Annotated in this window: 8 protein-coding genes; 6 read left to right on the top strand and 2 right to left on the bottom strand. The window is 34.8% G+C overall.

The annotated features are described in order from the left end of the window. From LL966_RS10260 to LL966_RS10250, 3 genes are all read left to right on the top strand, one after another. The coding region (locus tag LL966_RS10260; RefSeq protein ID WP_229352904.1) for an insulinase family protein at positions 1-1,744 on the top strand (1,744 nt) is incomplete at its 5' end. Between the two features lie 187 nt (positions 1,745-1,931). Beyond that, positions 1,932-3,938, top strand: a complete 2,007-nt coding sequence (locus LL966_RS10255; RefSeq protein ID WP_229352902.1) for a protein-disulfide reductase DsbD family protein — start codon at positions 1,932-1,934, stop codon at positions 3,936-3,938. Between the two features lie 7 nt (positions 3,939-3,945). Beyond that, the gene (locus LL966_RS10250) at positions 3,946-5,445 is read left to right on the top strand and encodes an aminotransferase class V-fold PLP-dependent enzyme (RefSeq protein WP_229352901.1); all 1,500 of its coding nucleotides are present in this window, start codon (positions 3,946-3,948) and stop codon (positions 5,443-5,445) included. Positions 5,446-5,520: 75 nt separating this feature from the next. On the opposite strand, the gene bioB is transcribed toward LL966_RS10250, so the two are convergent. Both bioB and LL966_RS10240 read right to left on the bottom strand, forming a co-directional pair. Next, complete coding sequence (gene bioB / locus LL966_RS10245) at positions 5,521-6,504, bottom strand: biotin synthase BioB (protein WP_229352900.1); 984 nt, start codon at positions 6,502-6,504, stop codon at positions 5,521-5,523. A 194-nt stretch (positions 6,505-6,698) separates the two neighbouring features. Further along, entirely contained in the window at positions 6,699-10,661 is a 3,963-nt protein-coding gene (locus tag LL966_RS10240; protein WP_229352899.1) for a hybrid sensor histidine kinase/response regulator transcription factor, read from the bottom strand. Between the two features lie 397 nt (positions 10,662-11,058). Here LL966_RS10240 and LL966_RS10235 point away from each other — a divergent pair, with 397 nt between their 5' ends. From LL966_RS10235 to LL966_RS10225, 3 genes are all read left to right on the top strand, one after another. Next, entirely contained in the window at positions 11,059-12,108 is a 1,050-nt protein-coding gene (locus LL966_RS10235) for a glycoside hydrolase family 43 protein (protein ID WP_229352897.1), read from the top strand. Between the two features lie 127 nt (positions 12,109-12,235). Then, positions 12,236-14,401, top strand: a complete 2,166-nt coding sequence (locus LL966_RS10230) for a TIM-barrel domain-containing protein (protein ID WP_229352896.1) — start codon at positions 12,236-12,238, stop codon at positions 14,399-14,401. A 6-nt stretch (positions 14,402-14,407) separates the two neighbouring features. Beyond that, positions 14,408-16,765, top strand: a complete 2,358-nt coding sequence (locus tag LL966_RS10225; RefSeq protein ID WP_229352894.1) for a GH92 family glycosyl hydrolase — start codon at positions 14,408-14,410, stop codon at positions 16,763-16,765. The last annotated feature ends 5 nt before the right edge of the window (positions 16,766-16,770 follow it).

Genomic DNA, 16,770 nt, shown 5'->3' with positions numbered 1-16,770 from the left:
TGAAGATATCGATGCCAAAATCAGCGAAGTTGTGGCTAAAATTCAGAAAGATGGCGTAACCCAAGATGAAGTAAACCGTATTGTGGCAAAAATAAGCGCTCAGACTATTTTAGCCCGCGATGGATCTGGGGTAATTGCATCAGAATTAAACGAAGCTATTGCATCAGGAGACTGGACTGATTATGTTTTGGGTGTGGAAAGATTAAAAAAAGTAACTCCAGCTGATGTTCTTCGCGTTGCCAATAAATATCTGGTTGAAGACCAGAGCACAACAGGATATTTTATTCCAAAACAATCAGGTTCTCAGAATCAAAATCCTGCACAAGCAGAGAATTTTATGTTAGAAAATGGTCCGTTTTATTACAGACATCCTGAAAATGATCATTCTCATAACGAAAGTTCACCAACAGTTTTGTCTTCACCAAAAAGTACATTTGAAGAAAATAATCCATTAGAAACAGCAATCGAAAAATCAGCTTCAGCTTTCAAAAGAGAAAAAGTTGCTGGAATTGATGTGGTTTCAGTTAAAACTTCTGCGAAAGATTTTGTAACTGCTGCAGCGAGCATTTCATTAGGAAATTATGCAAGCGAAACTAAGAATGACATTATTCCAGCTTTAACGGCTTCGATGCTTTCAAAAGGAACAACTTTGAATGACAAATTCAAATTCTCAGAAAAACTGCAGAAATTAGGCGTTACCTTAAATGTAAATGCTTCCACTTTCAAAATCAACATCGGATTCAAATGTTTGAAGAAAGATCTGGATCAGGTAATTGCTTTATTGGCTGAGGAATTGAGAAATCCGCTTTTTGATGCCAAAGAATTCGAAAACCTAAAACAGCAGTTTATCGGAAACACGCAGCAAAGCCTGAACGATCCGGGCGAAAGAGGAGATATCGCTTTATCGCAGGCGATTTATCCAAAAACAAATCCGAATTACAGTTTAAGCGTTGAAGACAATATCGAAAACATCAAAAAAGCAACTTTGGAAGAAGTGAAAGCTTTCCACAAAAAATATTTCGGAACGGCTTCTATGCGTCTGGTAATTGTTGGCGATACAGATGGTGCCAATTTAAATGCTTCACTAAAAAAATCATTCAAAAATTGGAATGGCGGCGTTACAGAAAAACTGAAATTTGAGGAAGCTTCAAAATCAAATTCAAAAACAGAAGTGGTGACAATTCCAGAAAAGCCAAGCGCAGAATTATATATCGGACAGTTTACAGGTTTGAAAAGAGCCGATGCCGATTATATTCCGTTCTACATTGGAAATTACACTCTAGGCGCTGGATTTGCGGGACGTTTGATGCAGACTGTGCGTGATAATGACGGACTTACGTATAACATTTCATCTGGTTTGGGAGGCAATATCGAAACTGGTGGCTATTGGTTCGTAAATGCTTCTTTTAATCCTGCGTTATTTCAGAAAGGACTTGATGCTACTATGGTTCAGGTTGACAAATGGGTAAAAGAAGGAATTACTGCTACAGAATTAGAAAATAAGAAAACCAATTTGATCGGAAGTTTTAAAGTCGGAATGTCGACAACAAACGGAATGGCAAGAACGATTCTGAATTTTATTGAAAGAGGTTTAGAGCCAAATTATATCGAACAATATCCAAATGATATTCAGAAAGCAACTTTACAGCAGGTAAATGATGCTATTAAAAAATACGTTCAGTTGGATAAAATGGTTATCATCAAATCGGGTTCTTTAGATAAAGACGGAAATCCTTTAAAGTAAAGTTTTCAGTCGCAGTCTCAGTTTTCAGTTCCAGTCTAAAGCTGTGAACTGCGACTGTGACTGAATACTAAAAAAAGTCTTTTCATTTCATTTTAAAATCTGAATTAGTAAGCCAAATTTTATAGGAAAGACTTTCAAGAGCTGTCGGCAAGCAGCTCTTTTTTTTAATATCAAACTCAAAAAAATAATGAAAAAAACTATCATAATATTGCTGTTTTTGATCTCCGTAAGTATGTTTGGACAAATGTACAATCCGGTAAAATGGTCGACATCGGTAGAGAAAATCTCAGATAAAGAATATGTTTTAAAAGCGCAAGCAGTTATACAATCTGGCTGGCATTTGTACGGACAATACATTGAAGAAGGCGGACCTTCGAGAACTGCTTTCACTTTTAAAAATACGAAGAAAAACTTCGAATTAGTTGGAAAAACAACTGAAGAAAAAGGACATGAAGTGGTCGATAAAATCTTCGATATGAAAATTAAATATTTTGAAGATAAAGCACTTTTTACACAAAAAATAAAATTTACGTCAGATGTTATTTCTAATGTTGCGGGTGAAGTTGAGTTTATGGTTTGTGATGACAGCAATTGTTTACCGCCGACTTCGGAAGAATTAACGTTTAAAATTCCGACTGAAAAGAAATTGGCTTCCGCCGAAGAAACTGCCCTTGTAAAGGAAGATTCGACAATTACAGAAGAAAAAATAGTTGCTAAAACGGAAGAAAAAGCACCAAATAAAGAGGTTCATTCACCAAAGAAAAATGAATCACGAGGATTGTTGACGATATTTATTTTAGCTTTTTTATCGGGATTTGCGGCATTATTAACGCCTTGCGTTTTCCCAATGATTCCGATGACGGTAAGTTATTTTACCAAACAAAGTAAAACCAAAGCGGCAGGAATTAGAAACGCTATGATTTACGGAATTTCTATCGTAATCATTTATGTTTTACTAGGATCAATTGTAACGGCTGTTTTTGGAGCAGATTCGCTAAATGCACTTTCAACAAACGTTTGGTTCAATTTGATTTTCTTTATTTTATTAGTCGTTTTTGCCTGTTCATTTTTAGGTGCTTTTGAAATTGTACTGCCAAGTTCGCTAGCCAATAAAGTCGATTCGCAAGCCGATAGAGGAGGATTAATTGGGATTTTCTTCATGGCATTGGCATTGGCAATTGTATCGTTTTCTTGCACAGGACCAATTGTCGGAACTTTATTAGTCGAAGCGGCATCAAAAGGAGGAATAGCTCCAATTGTCGGTATGTTAGGATTTTCGATCGCCATTGCATTACCGTTTTCATTATTTGCAGCTTTTCCAGGTTGGCTAAATGCATTGCCAAAATCAGGCGGATGGCTGAATACAGTAAAAGTAGTTTTAGGATTTTTAGAACTGGCGTTGGCATTTAAATTTCTATCGAATGCCGATTTAGTTTTGCAATTGCACTGGTTAGAAAGAGAAGTTTTCTTAGCGATTTGGATTGCCGTTTTTGGAATTCTGGCTTTTTATTTATTTGGAAAAATTACTTTACCTCATGATTCTCCTTTAAATCATATTTCTGTCGGAAGATTAGGTTTCGGATTGCTGGTTTTAACTTTTACTATTTATCTAATTCCGGGACTTTGGGGCGCACCTTTAAAATTAATCAGCGGATTTCCTCCTCCAATGCATTACAGTGAATCTCCAGATGGATTGGGCGGTTCTAAAGTTTCAAATGAAAGTTCCAATTCAGCACTTCCTGAAGGAGCAGAACATGGTCCGCAAAACATTATTACTTTTCATGATTATGATAAAGGAATGGAATATGCAAAAAAAGAAGGAAAACCAGTTTTGCTAGATTTTACGGGATATGCCTGCGTGAACTGCCGAAAAATGGAAGAATTAGTTTGGTCTGATCCTAAAGTTTTAGGGGTTTTAAATAATGATGTGGTTTTGATTTCATTATATGTGGATGATAAAAAAGAATTGCCTGAAAGCGAACAATATACTTCTGAAACTACAGGCAAAAAGATTAAAACAATTGGTAATAAATGGAGCGATTTACAGATTAAAACGTATAAGGCAAACGCTCAGCCATTTTATGTAATTGTAGATCATAAAAGTGCTAGTTTAACAGAACCTTCAGCTTACAATCCAGATATTGAAGAGTATTACAACTGGCTTCAAAGTGGAATTAAGAATTTTAAAAAATAGGTTTTAAATGATAGATGAAATGGAAATTACTTTGAAACCAAGCAAGTTAGAACAATATTTCTCAAAATTTAGAGAAAATACAATTGGTGTCAATCATAGTTTTGAATCGATTTATGGAACTCAGAATTTATTGTACGCAGATTGGATTGCCAGTGGAAGGTTGTACTTTCCAATAGAAGAAGTAATGTTGCGTAAAATTGGGCCAATGATTGCCAATACACATTCTTTTTCAAGTCAGACCGGAAAAGCTTCAACTTACGCTTATCAGCATGCCAGACAATTAATTAAAAAACATGTTAACGCATCAGATACAGATTGTCTAGTGGCAACTGGAACAGGAATGACAGCAGCTCTAAATAAGTTGCAGCGCATCATGGGACTTCGTTCTGAAGATAATATTTACAATGTAAAATTGCATTTTGATGACGAAAGACCAGTAGTTTTTATCACCCATATGGAACATCATTCTAATCAGGTTCCATGGTACGAAACGATTGCTGACGTAGTCGTTTTGCCTTGCGGCGAAAACAATTTGGTAGACCCAGATATGCTTTCAGAGGAACTTAAAAAATATGAAAATAGAAAATTAAAAATTGGTTCATTTACTGCTTGTTCAAATGTAACTGGAATTATTACACCGTATCATGAATTGGCTAAAATAATGCATCAAAATGGCGGTTATTGTTTTATTGATTTTGCTGCGTCGGCGCCTTATGTTAAAATTGACATGCATCCAGAAGATCCTGAAAAACGATTAGATGCCATATTCTTTTCACCTCATAAATTTCTCGGCGGACCTGGCACTTGTGGAATATTAGTTTTTAATGAAAGCTTGTACAAAAGTAATTTTCCAGATAACCCGGGTGGAGGAAACGTGAAATGTACCAATCCTTGGGGAGAATATCATTACAGTGATGCAATAGAAGTAAAAGAAGATGGTGGAACTCCAGGATTTCTGCAAGTAATGCGAACGGCTTTATGTCTAGAATTAAAGGATAAAATGAATGTTGAAAACATGAAAAACAGGGAAAAAGAATTATTAAATCTTTGTTTTTCAGAATTGAAAAAAATAGAAGGACTGACTCTTTTAGGTGATTTAGAAACAGAAAGAATTGGCTGTGTTTCTTTTACTATAGAAAATATTCACTACAATCTGCTTGTTCGGTTATTAAATGACCGTTTCGGAATTCAGGTTCGAGGCGGTTGGTCTTGCGCCAGTACATACGCTCATTTTTTATGGAATATTGATCTGGAAAAGTCGGCTGCAATCACAAAAGGAATTCTACAGAAGGACTTGACCGAAAAACCGGGCTGGGTTAGAGTTTCGCTTCATCCCACAATGACTAATGAAGAGCTTTTGTTTATCTGCAATGCTGTTAAAGAGATTGTCACTAACATTGAAAATTGGAAGAAAGCATATCAATATAACCCTGAAACCAATGAGTTTGATAATCTTTTAAAAACAGAGACTATTGAAGACGATGTAAAAGAATGGTTTGCATTATAAATTAGATTTAAAAAGATAAACCTCCAATAAATGGAGGTTTATTTTTTTATGATTATTGTGTTTTAGACTTGAATACTAAATAGTCGTGCTTACATTATTGCTTTTTTGTAAAGGTTTAAGTCCTAGATTTTGAAACATTTGCATATCCTCAGATATTCCAGGATTTGGAGTTACCAATAAGGTTTCGCGCTCTCCGGTAAAAATAGAATTAGCACCCGCCATGAAACACCATGCTTGTTCTTCTTCAGTCATTTCAATTCGTCCCGCACTTAAACGAACTATAGAAGCGGGCATAATAATACGTGCCGTTGCAATCATCCTTACCATGTCCCAAATAGGCACTTTTGGGTTGTTTTCTAACGGTGTTCCTTTTACTCTTGCTAAGGCATTGACAGGCACAGATTCTGGGTGAATAGGCATAGTTGCTAAAGTGGTCAGCATAGAAACTCGATCAGCAGCAGTTTCACCAAGACCAATAATTCCGCCCGAACATACTGTAATTCCTGCTTTTCTCACGTTATGTATCGTATCGAGGCGCTGATCAAATTTACGTGTACTAATTATTTCATCGTAATAGCTTTCTGAAGTATCCAGATTGTGATTGTAAGCATGCAGCCCGGCTTCTTGAAGACGAATAGCTTGTTCTTCAGTAAGCATTCCTAAGGTACAGCAGACTTCTAATCCGAGATTGTTAACTCCTTTTACCATTTCAATAATGCGATCAAAATCTTTATTATTTCTTACTTCACGCCAAGCTGCGGCCATACAAAAGCGTGAAGAACCATTTTCTTTTGCTTTTTGGGCGTGCTCAATTACTGTTTCTGTAGGCAATAAAGATTGTACTTTAATATCCGTATGGTATCTTGCCGCTTGCCCGCAATAAGAGCAGTCTTCAGGACAGCCACCTGTTTTTACAGAAAGTAGCGTACATACTTGTATCTCTGAAGGTTTATGCCATTTGCGGTGAACTGTGGCAGCACTATAAACTAAGTCTAATAAAGGTCGATCGTAGATGGCTTTAATTTCTTCTTTACTCCAATCGTGTCTTATTTCGTTCATTTTTCTATTCTTTAATTTGAGATTTTTTTTAATCAAAGCTCATTCTAATATTGTATGTTGAATAAGTTTTTTGTTCTTGATCAAAAGTAGCCTCTTACTTTTTATTGAAAATGAACCACTTTTTATATTGTGGATAGTCCGGTTGGAATTTTAGCCTTTTTTAAATGAAACGCGACTTATGATTCTTAATTATCTTATTCTTTAGTGGATGGTTTTTCTTTGCTAACAAATTCCGATGGAGACATAGCAAAACTTTTTTGGAAATTTCTGCTAAAACTCGATTGAGAATTATAACCCACAATTTCGGCAATTTCATAAACTTTGTATTTTCCAGAAAGAAGTAATTCTGCAGCCTTCTTTAAACGCGCATTATTAATCAATTCGTTTGGACTTAAATTAGTAATGTCTTTAATTTTACGATACAAAGTAGAACGACTCATATGTAAAATATCCGCTAATGATTCGACACTTAGATTGGTATCAGTCATATTTTGATTTATAATGTCATCTAATTTTTTAATAAATTCCTCGTCGATTTTATTGTGCGCAATGGTCTTTAAATGCGATAAAGGAGAACTTGCATAATGCTCCATCAAATGTCTTCGATTGGATAATAAATTAGTGATTTGAGCCAAAATAAAATCCATTGAAAATGGTTTTGCGATATAGGCATCAGCACCCGATTCCAAGCCTTGAATTCGGGATTGCACTGCGGTCAAAGCCGTTAAAAGTATAACAGGAATATGACTTGTTTCTAGGTTAGACTTTATGCGATCGCACAATTCAATTCCGTCCATAATTGGCATTGTAATATCGCTTATTACAATATGAATGGTTTCGTTATGAATTACTTTCAAAGCTTCTTCGCCATTTGTAGCTTTAAAAATTTTATATTCTTTGCCGAGTTCTTTGCTCATAAAATTGAGCAGTTCCAAATTATCTTCAACAACAAGAATTTGCGTTCGAATATTTTTGGAGGTAACTTCATTTTCTAACTCTTCGTTGGTTTCTTTTAAAACATCTGAATTGTCTTTATACAAATGAAATTCACTCTGCTGACGAAGAGGCAATTTCAAAACAAAAGTGTTCATAGAATCATCTAAAAATTGCAATTTTAAAGTTCCATTGTGCAGTTCTGTTAAGGAATGTGCCAGTGACAATCCTATCCCTGTACCCGTTTGTGTTTCAGAACCTAAGATTCTAAAGAAAGGTTCGAAGATTTTATTTTTAAGACTTTTCGGAATCAAATTCCCATCATTTTTTACAATAAATTCCAAAGAATTTTCATCTCTAAATAAAGTAATAACCACTTCACTTTTAGCGTATTTTATAGCATTGCTAATCAAATTGCTCAAAATTTTTCGAATGGCTTCTTCATCAACAAAAGCATAAACGTCTTTTTCTCCCAGTTCCAATTTTACGTGAATGTTTTTTTCTTCACTTAAAGGAGTAAATTGTAATTGTAATTGCTTTACCAAAACAGAAATATTGGTTTCGACAAAAGTCAAACCTAATCCTTCCATTTCGGTCTTTCTAAAATCGAGCAATTCGTTAACCAGATTTAATAAACGAGACGTATTTTTCTCCATTAAAGATAAATTCGGAATAATATCTGGAGATTCGTAAGTTCTTTTTAATAAACTCTCTAACGGACTTTTGATCAAGGTTAAAGGCGTTCTAATTTCATGCGCGACATTGGTAAAAAATTCAATTTTGGCGTGATAAATTTCTTTCTCTTTCTCGTTATTAAGCGTTGCAATTTTTCGATTATTCTCTTTGATATTCATATGATGATATCTGCGTAAAAGCCAGTAAATACAACCAGCAATTAATAAGAAATAAAGAAAAAAAGCAAAATTACTAGCCCAAAATGGAGGTAAAATGGTAATTGCCACAACAGCTTCTTTACTCCAAATTCCGCCGGCGCTTAACGATTTTACTCTATATTTATAATCACCAGACGGAAGTTCGGTAAAAAAGACTTTATTGTTTTTATTCAAATAAACCCAATCGTCGCTGATACCGTCCAATTTATACCAATATTGCGTGAGTTCTGGAGCGGTGTAACTTAGCGCTGCAAAATCAATATTAAAATTGGATTGATCATTTTTTAAAGTAATTTTTTTGATGTAAGAAACAGATTCGTCAAGCGGTGAATCTTCATCATTTACGATAACTTCTTGATTATTAATTTGAAGTCCAGTAATATAAATCGGCGGATTGTATTTATACGAATTGAAGTTTTTAGCATTGAAACTAATCATTCCGTTAAGATTTCCGAAATACATATCTCCGTTCGAATCTTTAAAAGCCGAACTATAATTAAATTGATCGCTCAACAAACCATTTGCGGTCGTAAAAATTTTAACGGCTTTGGTTTTATAATTAAATTTCACCAACCCTTTTGAAGTGGTAATACACAAATTTCCATTTTCATCTTGCAAAATAGAATAAATAACGTTACTAGAAAATCCGTCTTTGGTGGTAAATTTTTTAAATTCTCTTTTTTTAACCTCTAATAAATTCAAACCATTTTCGGTTGCAATCCACAAATTGTTCTGTTTGTCTTGAAAAATAGACGTGATAAAATCATTGCTGATGCTTTTATCATCTTTAAAATCATGTCTGTAAACCGCTTTTTCTTTGGTTTTCGGATTGTAATAAAAAAGTCCATCGCGATACGATCCCGCCCAAAAATTGCCATCTTTATCTCTAAACATACAAGTAAAATGCGTGCTTTCTGAGAAATCGCTAGAAATGGTAAAACTATCTGTTTTATCATCATACAAATAAATTCCGACAGAAGTGATAACGTATAATTTCTTTTCGGGAGTTTCATAAAAAGAAACAATAAAATCGCTTTTAAAACTGCTTGTAGTATGATCGTAATGTTTGATAATTTTGCCCGAATTAGCATCCATAACATCTAAGCCGTGTTCAAAAGTTCCGAGCCAAATTTTATTTCCTCTTGGTAAAACGCCGTGTATATTGTAGAAAGAAAGTCCAGATTTCGTCCCGTCTGGTTTAAAATTAACGAATTTCTTAGTCTGTAAGTTGAATTTATTAACGCCTGCGTCTTCCGTTCCAATCCACAAATTCCCTGCATTGTCTTTATGGATTTCACGAACCGCACTTCCTACAATGGCATTCTCGCTTTTTCGCGGAAAATATTTCTTAAACTGATCGTATTGTTTTTGATGGTAATTTACACCTCCAAAATACGTTCCGATCCAGACTCCATTTTCTTTATCAATTGTAATGCAATACGCCGCATTATCTGAAATGGCATAAGGATCGCTAGGACTTTTACGCAAATTTCGAACGCTTTTGGATTGTAAATTATAAATGTAAACACCAGATTCGCTGGCAATCCATAAATCATTTTTATTTCTTTTAAACTGACGCACAAAAACAGGTTTTTCAATTCCGTTCATAAATGGAGTTGTTTTTCCGCTTGAAACATCATATTTATAAATGCCGTGATCGCGCGTTCCGATTAAAATAGAATTGGCATCTAAAGCGTAAATCGCCGAAATCGAAAAAGTGCTATTGGGCATTTGAACCGTAATTTTATCGAAACTTTGAGTTGCTTCAGAATAATGATATAAATCGTCGTAAGAAGAAACCCAGATTCCGCCCTTACTATCGCATGCAATCGAAGTCGCGTAGAACGAATTTCGTCCGTCAAACATTCTGGTTTCTTTAGTGTCAACATTGTATTTAATTAATGTTCCAATAGAAATAAACCATAAATTATTTTTGAAATCATTATCGATATCATTGATTCTATTGTTAATGGCCTCATTTATGAAAGTAAATTTTTCGAGTTTTTTATCATAAGAATACAAACCTTTATCGGTTCCGACCCAAATGTAATTTTTGAATTCGTGAAGCGATTGAATGTAATTGATTCCCAAAGATGTTTTAGGATCTTTTCCACTTCTAAATGTTTTAAAATGATACCCATCAAAACGATTTAAACCATCTTTGGTGGCAAACCATAAAAAACCATCTTTATCCTGAAGAGAAGCTAAAACAGTATTATTAGACATACCATTTTCTACTTTATAATGTTTGAAATAATATTCTTGGCTAAAAATTGTAGTTGAAAAAAACAAAAGATAAACGATTGTTCCAATTTTGAAAAATCTTTGCATGATAAAGGATTTAATAAAATTTAAAAAAAAGGGCTTGGCGACTTGTGTCATTAGCATGCATTTTGATTTGTGAGCTGTATTTTCAGTACTTTCAAGAGATAATTTGACCCATTTGAACACAATTGTGGTACGAAATGGGATTAAAATTATATTGTCAATATCCTATTTTGGTCAAAAATTAAAATGATATTTTTTTAATATATAATTTGTTGTATTGATAAAAAATTACAAAAATGTTTTGGTAGAATTCAAAATATGGACCAATACAGCGATTGCAATATTACTTATATTTTTAAAAATACAAATGAAATTTTAAAAAGTTATTTTTTAATGCTAGCAAACTAATCAGACCAAAAACCAAAATAAACTTGACACAAAGTGTTGCAAACCAAAACCTATGAACAATAAAAAATACAGCATAAAACAGGTATTAATTATCATTTTACTTTTTGTTGGAAATACTATTTTATTCGCACAAAAAACATTTACAAACCCCATTTTAGATTATGGACCAGATCCATACAGCACTTTCTACAATGGCTATTATTACTATACACATACTATGCAAGATCGTTTGGTTCTTTTTAAAACCAAAAATCTGGCAGATTTAAAAAATGCAGAAAAGAAAACCATTTGGATTGCACCAAAAAATACAGATTACGCCGCTGAAATCTGGGCGCCAGAATTTCATTTTATTGATGGAAAATGGTATGCCTATTTTGCGGCAGATAACGGCTCTAATCAAACACACAGAATGTATGTTTTAGAAAATAACTCCAAAGATCCAATGAAAGGTGAATGGATTTTTAAGGGAAAAATCGCTGCAGAGACTGATAAATGGGCAATTGACGGAAATATTTTCAGTTATAAAAAACAATTGTACATGATTTGGTCAGGTTGGGAAGGAGATACCAACGGACAGCAGAATATTTACATCGCCAAAATGAAAAATCCAACTCAAATTGACGGAGATCGAGTTCTCATTTCGAGTCCAACCCATTCTTGGGAATTGCACGGCGCCTTGCATGATGATGTAAACCCAGCGCAGGTAAATGTAAATGAAGGCCCACAATTCCTTTCGCACAATGAAAAAGTATTTATTGTTTTCTCTGCAAGCGGATGCTGGACAGATAATTACAGTTTGGGTTTGCTGACTTTTACAGGAAAAGATAATTTATTGGACGCCTCGTCTTGGGTAAAATCAGATCAGCCCATTTTACAGCAATCTGAGAAAAATAAAGTGTATGCACCAGGACATAATTCGTTTTTTAAATCTCCAAACGGCAAAGAAGATTGGATTTTATATCACGGAAATTCAAATCCGGGCGAAGGCTGCGGTGAAAAAAGATCTCCAAGAATGCAAAAACTAAAATGGGATAAAAAAGGAAATCCAGTAATTGGAACACCAGAATCTGCGGGAGTTCCACTAAGAATTCCTACCATCTAGAATTTCTTTTCAAGTTAAAATCACAAAATAAATCAACATTTTTATAAAAATACTAAATCGTTTTAGTAGTTTTGTTAGTGTTGATTTATAATAGTTTAATAACATTTCAATTTACTAACTAACCACAATGAATTTTAAAACCACCTTATTTTCCGTTCTCTTTATTTCACTTTCTTCCACCGTTATTAATGCTCAAGAAGTTGCTTTGCAAAAAACTTCATTGGTGGGAAATGGAATTGTTGAATTTATTCCGAAAGGATTTGATCAAAGTAAAACGCCTTCGCTAATACTTTCTTCAGAACCAAAATCAAAAGGAAAAATACCCGCAAATTGGACTTTGATTCCTGAGTTTTTATTTAAAAATAATAAAGCAAGTGCTGTTCTAAAACTTCAAGGAAACGTAAGTCTTTATGGAGGCGGAGAAGTGACAGGGCCACTTTTGCGCAACGGACAAGCTATAAAATTATGGAATACCGATACAGGAGCTTACAGTGTTGAAGGCGGAAAAAGATTGTATCAAACGCATCCGTGGGTTATGGGTGTGCGCGAAGACGGTTCTGCATTCGGAATTATTTTCGATAGTACTTGGAAAGCAGAATTAATTACCAATTCAGACGAGATTGTTTACAACTCTGAAGGCGCTTTATTTAGAGTTTATATTATCGATAGAAATTCTCCGCAAGAAGTTATAAAAGGACTTTCTGAGCTTACAGGAACAATAAAATTGCCACCTCGTTGGGCTTTAGGCTATCATCAATGCCGATTTTCTTATGACAGTGAAAAACGCGTTATGGAAATTGCAGACACTTTCAGAGAAAAGAAAATTCCCTGCGATGTAATTTGGATGGATATCGATTATATGCAAGGATATCGCGTTTTTACTTTTGATAGTATTCGATTTTCAAATCCTAAAAGATTAAATGACAATCTGCATCAAAAAGGTTTTCGTGCCGTATACATGATTGATCCTGGAGTAAAAGTAGATAAGGATTACAGCGTTTATCAATCAGGTTCGAAAGATAAGGTTTGGGTAATGAAAAATAACGGAGAAGAATATCACGGTAAAGTTTGGCCAGGAGATTGTGTTTTTCCTGATTTTACAGATCCAAAAACGAGAAATTGGTGGGGTACTCTTTACAAAGATTTCTTAAATACAGGAATTGACGGAGTTTGGAATGATATGAATGAACCTGCCGTAAACGATAATGATTTTCCAGAAGACAAACGTCTAGGAACAATGCCGTACGATACACCACACAAAGGAGGAGGAAATTTACCGAAAGGTTCGCATTTGCTTTATCATAATGCTTATGGACGTTTGATGGTAGAGGCATCTTACAATGGAATTTTAGAAACAAATCCAGAAAAACGACCTTTTCTGCTTACAAGATCCAATTTATTGGGAGGACAGCGCTATGCAGCAACTTGGACAGGCGATAATTTCGCAGGCTGGGATCATCTGAAACTTTCTGTTCCAATGTCGTTGACTTTAGGATTATCTGGTCAGCCTTTTAATGGGCCAGATATTGGAGGTTTCTTAGGAAATACAGATGGGGATTTATGGGCAAACTGGTTAAGTTTTGGCGCTTTTATGCCTTTCGCACGCGGACATGCCTGCGCAGGAACCAATGACAAAGAACCTTGGGCTTATGGATTAGAGATTGAGAAAACTTCTCGTATTGCCTTAGAACGCCGTTACCGTCTGTTGCCTTATTTATACACGCTTTTTTATGAGTCTTCTAAAACGGGACTTCCAGTAATGGCTCCTGTTTTTTTTGCCGATGTTAAAGATGCATGTTTGAGAGCAGAAGAACAAGCCTTTTTATTAGGAGAAAATCTTTTGGTTGTTCCTGCATTTGCAAAAGACCCAAAACTTCCAACTGGAATTTGGGAAGAATTAAATTTGATTGAAGGCGAAAAACAAGATAAATATCAAGCAAAACTGAAAATAAAAGGCGGTTCTATTATTCCCGCTGGAAAAATAATTCAAAATGCAGGAGAAAATTCTTTTGATCCGCTAAGTCTTTTTGTTTGCCTTAATGCAAAAAATACAGCAAATGGAGAATTGTATTTAGACTCAGGAGATGGTTTTGGATTTGAAAAAGGAGATTACGCTTTAATCACTTTTATTGCTGAAAAAAAGAATGATAAAGTTTTGGTGAAAGTGTCTCAAGTAGAAGGAAAAAGAAAAAACACTGAAATTCAAAAAATCAATGTGAGTTTATTGCTTGATGGCAAAACTTATAGTGCTTCAGGAAGTCTAAAAGATGGAATTACAATTGCTTTAAAATAATTGATCATGAAAAATACCTTTATAAAATCTTGCTTCATAACTGTTTTCTCTTTAATGACTAACGTCGCTTTAAGCCAGCAAACCGGAAAAAAATTATCCGATTATGTAAATCCAAATATTGGAACGGCACACAGCCGCTGGTTTTTTTATACACCAGCCGCAATGCCGTTTGGATTGGCAAAATTGGGACCTTCAACCAACGCACATTTGGGTAATAAAGACGGTTGGGAAGCCACAGGTTACGATGATAGAGATACGTCTATTGAAGGTTTTGCGTGTTTGCATGAATTTCAAGTAGGCGGAATTGTATTAGCACCTTCTGTTGGAAAATTACAAACGATACCAGGAAGTCTTGAAAATCCTGACGAAGGTTACCGATCTAGATTTGATCGAAAAGACGAATATGCTACGTCTGGATATTATTCGGTTTTATTAAAAGATTACAACATAAAAGCAGAACTTACAGCTACAAAAAGAGTCGGTTTTCAACGTTATACTTTTCCAAAATCTTCACAGTCTAATATCATTTTTGACATTGGAAACAGACAAGGCGAGAGCGGAGCCGTTAAAGAATCAAAAGTTACGATTACCAAAGACGGAAGAATTGAAGGTTATGTAATAACCATTCCAGAATATGTGAAGAAATACCAAACAGGCGCTGAGGTCGCGATGTATTTTTCGGCAGTTTTAGATAAAAAACCGACAAGTTCAGGAGTATTCAATAAAAAAGAAACTAAAGCGGGAGATAAAGAAATCAGTGGAGAAGGCGCGGGAGTTTATTTCACTTTTGATACTAAAGAAAATGAAAAGATCACCGTAAAAATCGGATTGTCGTATACTTCTATAGCTAATGCCAGATTAAATCTAGATACTGAAGCAAAAAATCTAAATTTTGATGAAGCCAAAAAACAAAACCAAACCGTTTGGAATGATTATTTGGGAAGAATAACCGTAGAAGGAAAAAATGAGAACGATAAAATTAAATTCTACACCGGTTTATACCACGCTTTATTAGGCCGCGGATTAGGAAGCGATGTAAACGGTGCCTATCCGATGAACAATGGTAAAGTCGGTCAAATTCCGTTAGATTCAAAAGGAAAACCGCAACACAATTATTACAATACAGATGCGATTTGGGGCGGTTTTTGGAATCTGACGCAACTTTGGGCTTTGGCTTATCCTGAATATTATGCAGATTGGGTTCAAGGACAATTGCTTGTTTATAAAGATGCTGGCTGGCTTGGTGACGGAATTGCAAATAGTAAATATGTTTCTGGAGTTGGAACCAATTTTACTGGACTTGCAATTGCATCGGCCTACAATTCTGGCATTCGAAATTTTGATGTTGAAAAAGGATATGAAGCAGCTTTAAAAAATGAATTAGAATGGGAAGACCGAATTGAAGGCGCAGGAAAAATGGATGTGAAGCAATTTGTAGATTTAGGTTATTCGCCATTTTTAGATAATATGGATTTCAAAACCAATACAGAAGGTTCTGGATTTTCCGCTTCTCACACTTTGGAATATTCGTACAGCGCCTATGCAGTTGCACAATTTGCAAAGGCATTAGGTAAAACTGCAGATTACGAAAAACTGATCAAACTGGCAGATGGCTGGAAATTGCTTTATGATAAAGAAACCACTTTTATAAGACCCAAATATGCTAACGGGAAATTTATACAAAACTTTAATCCGTCTGAACCTTGGCGCGGATTTCAGGAAGGAAATGCTTGGCAGTACACTTTTTATGTGCCTCACAATGTTCCAGAATTAGTTGCAACTTTAGGAAGAGATACTTTTAACGAACGTTTGAATGATATCTTTACAAAATCTCAAAAAAATGTATTTGGCGGCGGAACTAAAATCGATGCTTTCGCTGGATTATCAGGATTTTATAATCATGGAAATCAGCCGAACTTGCACATTTCCTGGCTTTTTAATTTTTCTGGAAAACCTTACTTAACTCAAAAATGGGTACATGCTATTTGTGACGAATTTTACGGAACAGAAGGAATTCACGGTTATGGTTACGGACAAGATGAAGATCAAGGTCAATTGGGAGCTTGGTACGTCATGTCTTCCATAGGTTTATTTGATGTGAAAGGTTTGACCGATATTAATCCGTCATTTCAAATTGGAAGTCCGTTGTTTGATAAAGTTACTATTAAACAATCGGATAAAACAAAAAATAAAATCTTTGTTATTGAGGTGAAAAACAACACCAAAAGCAATATTTATCTTCAAGAAGTTAAACTGAATGAAAAGAATGTAAATGTACTTTCAATTGATTTGGCAACTATTCGAAAAGGAGGAAATTTAAAAATGAAAGTAGACGCTCAACCTTCAAATAACTGGTCTAATTAATTGAT

Origin of the sequence: Flavobacterium chungbukense, from assembly GCF_020805785.1 — a bacterium.
In the GTDB taxonomy this organism is placed as follows: Bacteria; Bacteroidota; Bacteroidia; order Flavobacteriales; family Flavobacteriaceae; genus Flavobacterium; species Flavobacterium chungbukense.
This window is presented reverse-complemented; position numbering and strand designations above follow the sequence as displayed.

What these genes read in the sequence shown, in the direction of transcription:
- bioB (WP_229352900.1), bottom strand. Translation starts at nt 6,504, where the DNA reads ATGAACGAAATAAGACACGATTGGAGTAAAGAAGAAATTAAAGCCATC.
- LL966_RS10235 (WP_229352897.1), top strand. Translation starts at nt 11,059, where the DNA reads ATGAACAATAAAAAATACAGCATAAAACAGGTATTAATTATCATTTTA.
- LL966_RS10255 (WP_229352902.1), top strand. Translation starts at nt 1,932, where the DNA reads ATGAAAAAAACTATCATAATATTGCTGTTTTTGATCTCCGTAAGTATG.
- LL966_RS10250 (WP_229352901.1), top strand. Translation starts at nt 3,946, where the DNA reads ATGATAGATGAAATGGAAATTACTTTGAAACCAAGCAAGTTAGAACAA.
- LL966_RS10230 (WP_229352896.1), top strand. Translation starts at nt 12,236, where the DNA reads ATGAATTTTAAAACCACCTTATTTTCCGTTCTCTTTATTTCACTTTCT.
- LL966_RS10240 (WP_229352899.1), bottom strand. Translation starts at nt 10,661, where the DNA reads ATGCAAAGATTTTTCAAAATTGGAACAATCGTTTATCTTTTGTTTTTT.
- LL966_RS10225 (WP_229352894.1), top strand. Translation starts at nt 14,408, where the DNA reads ATGAAAAATACCTTTATAAAATCTTGCTTCATAACTGTTTTCTCTTTA.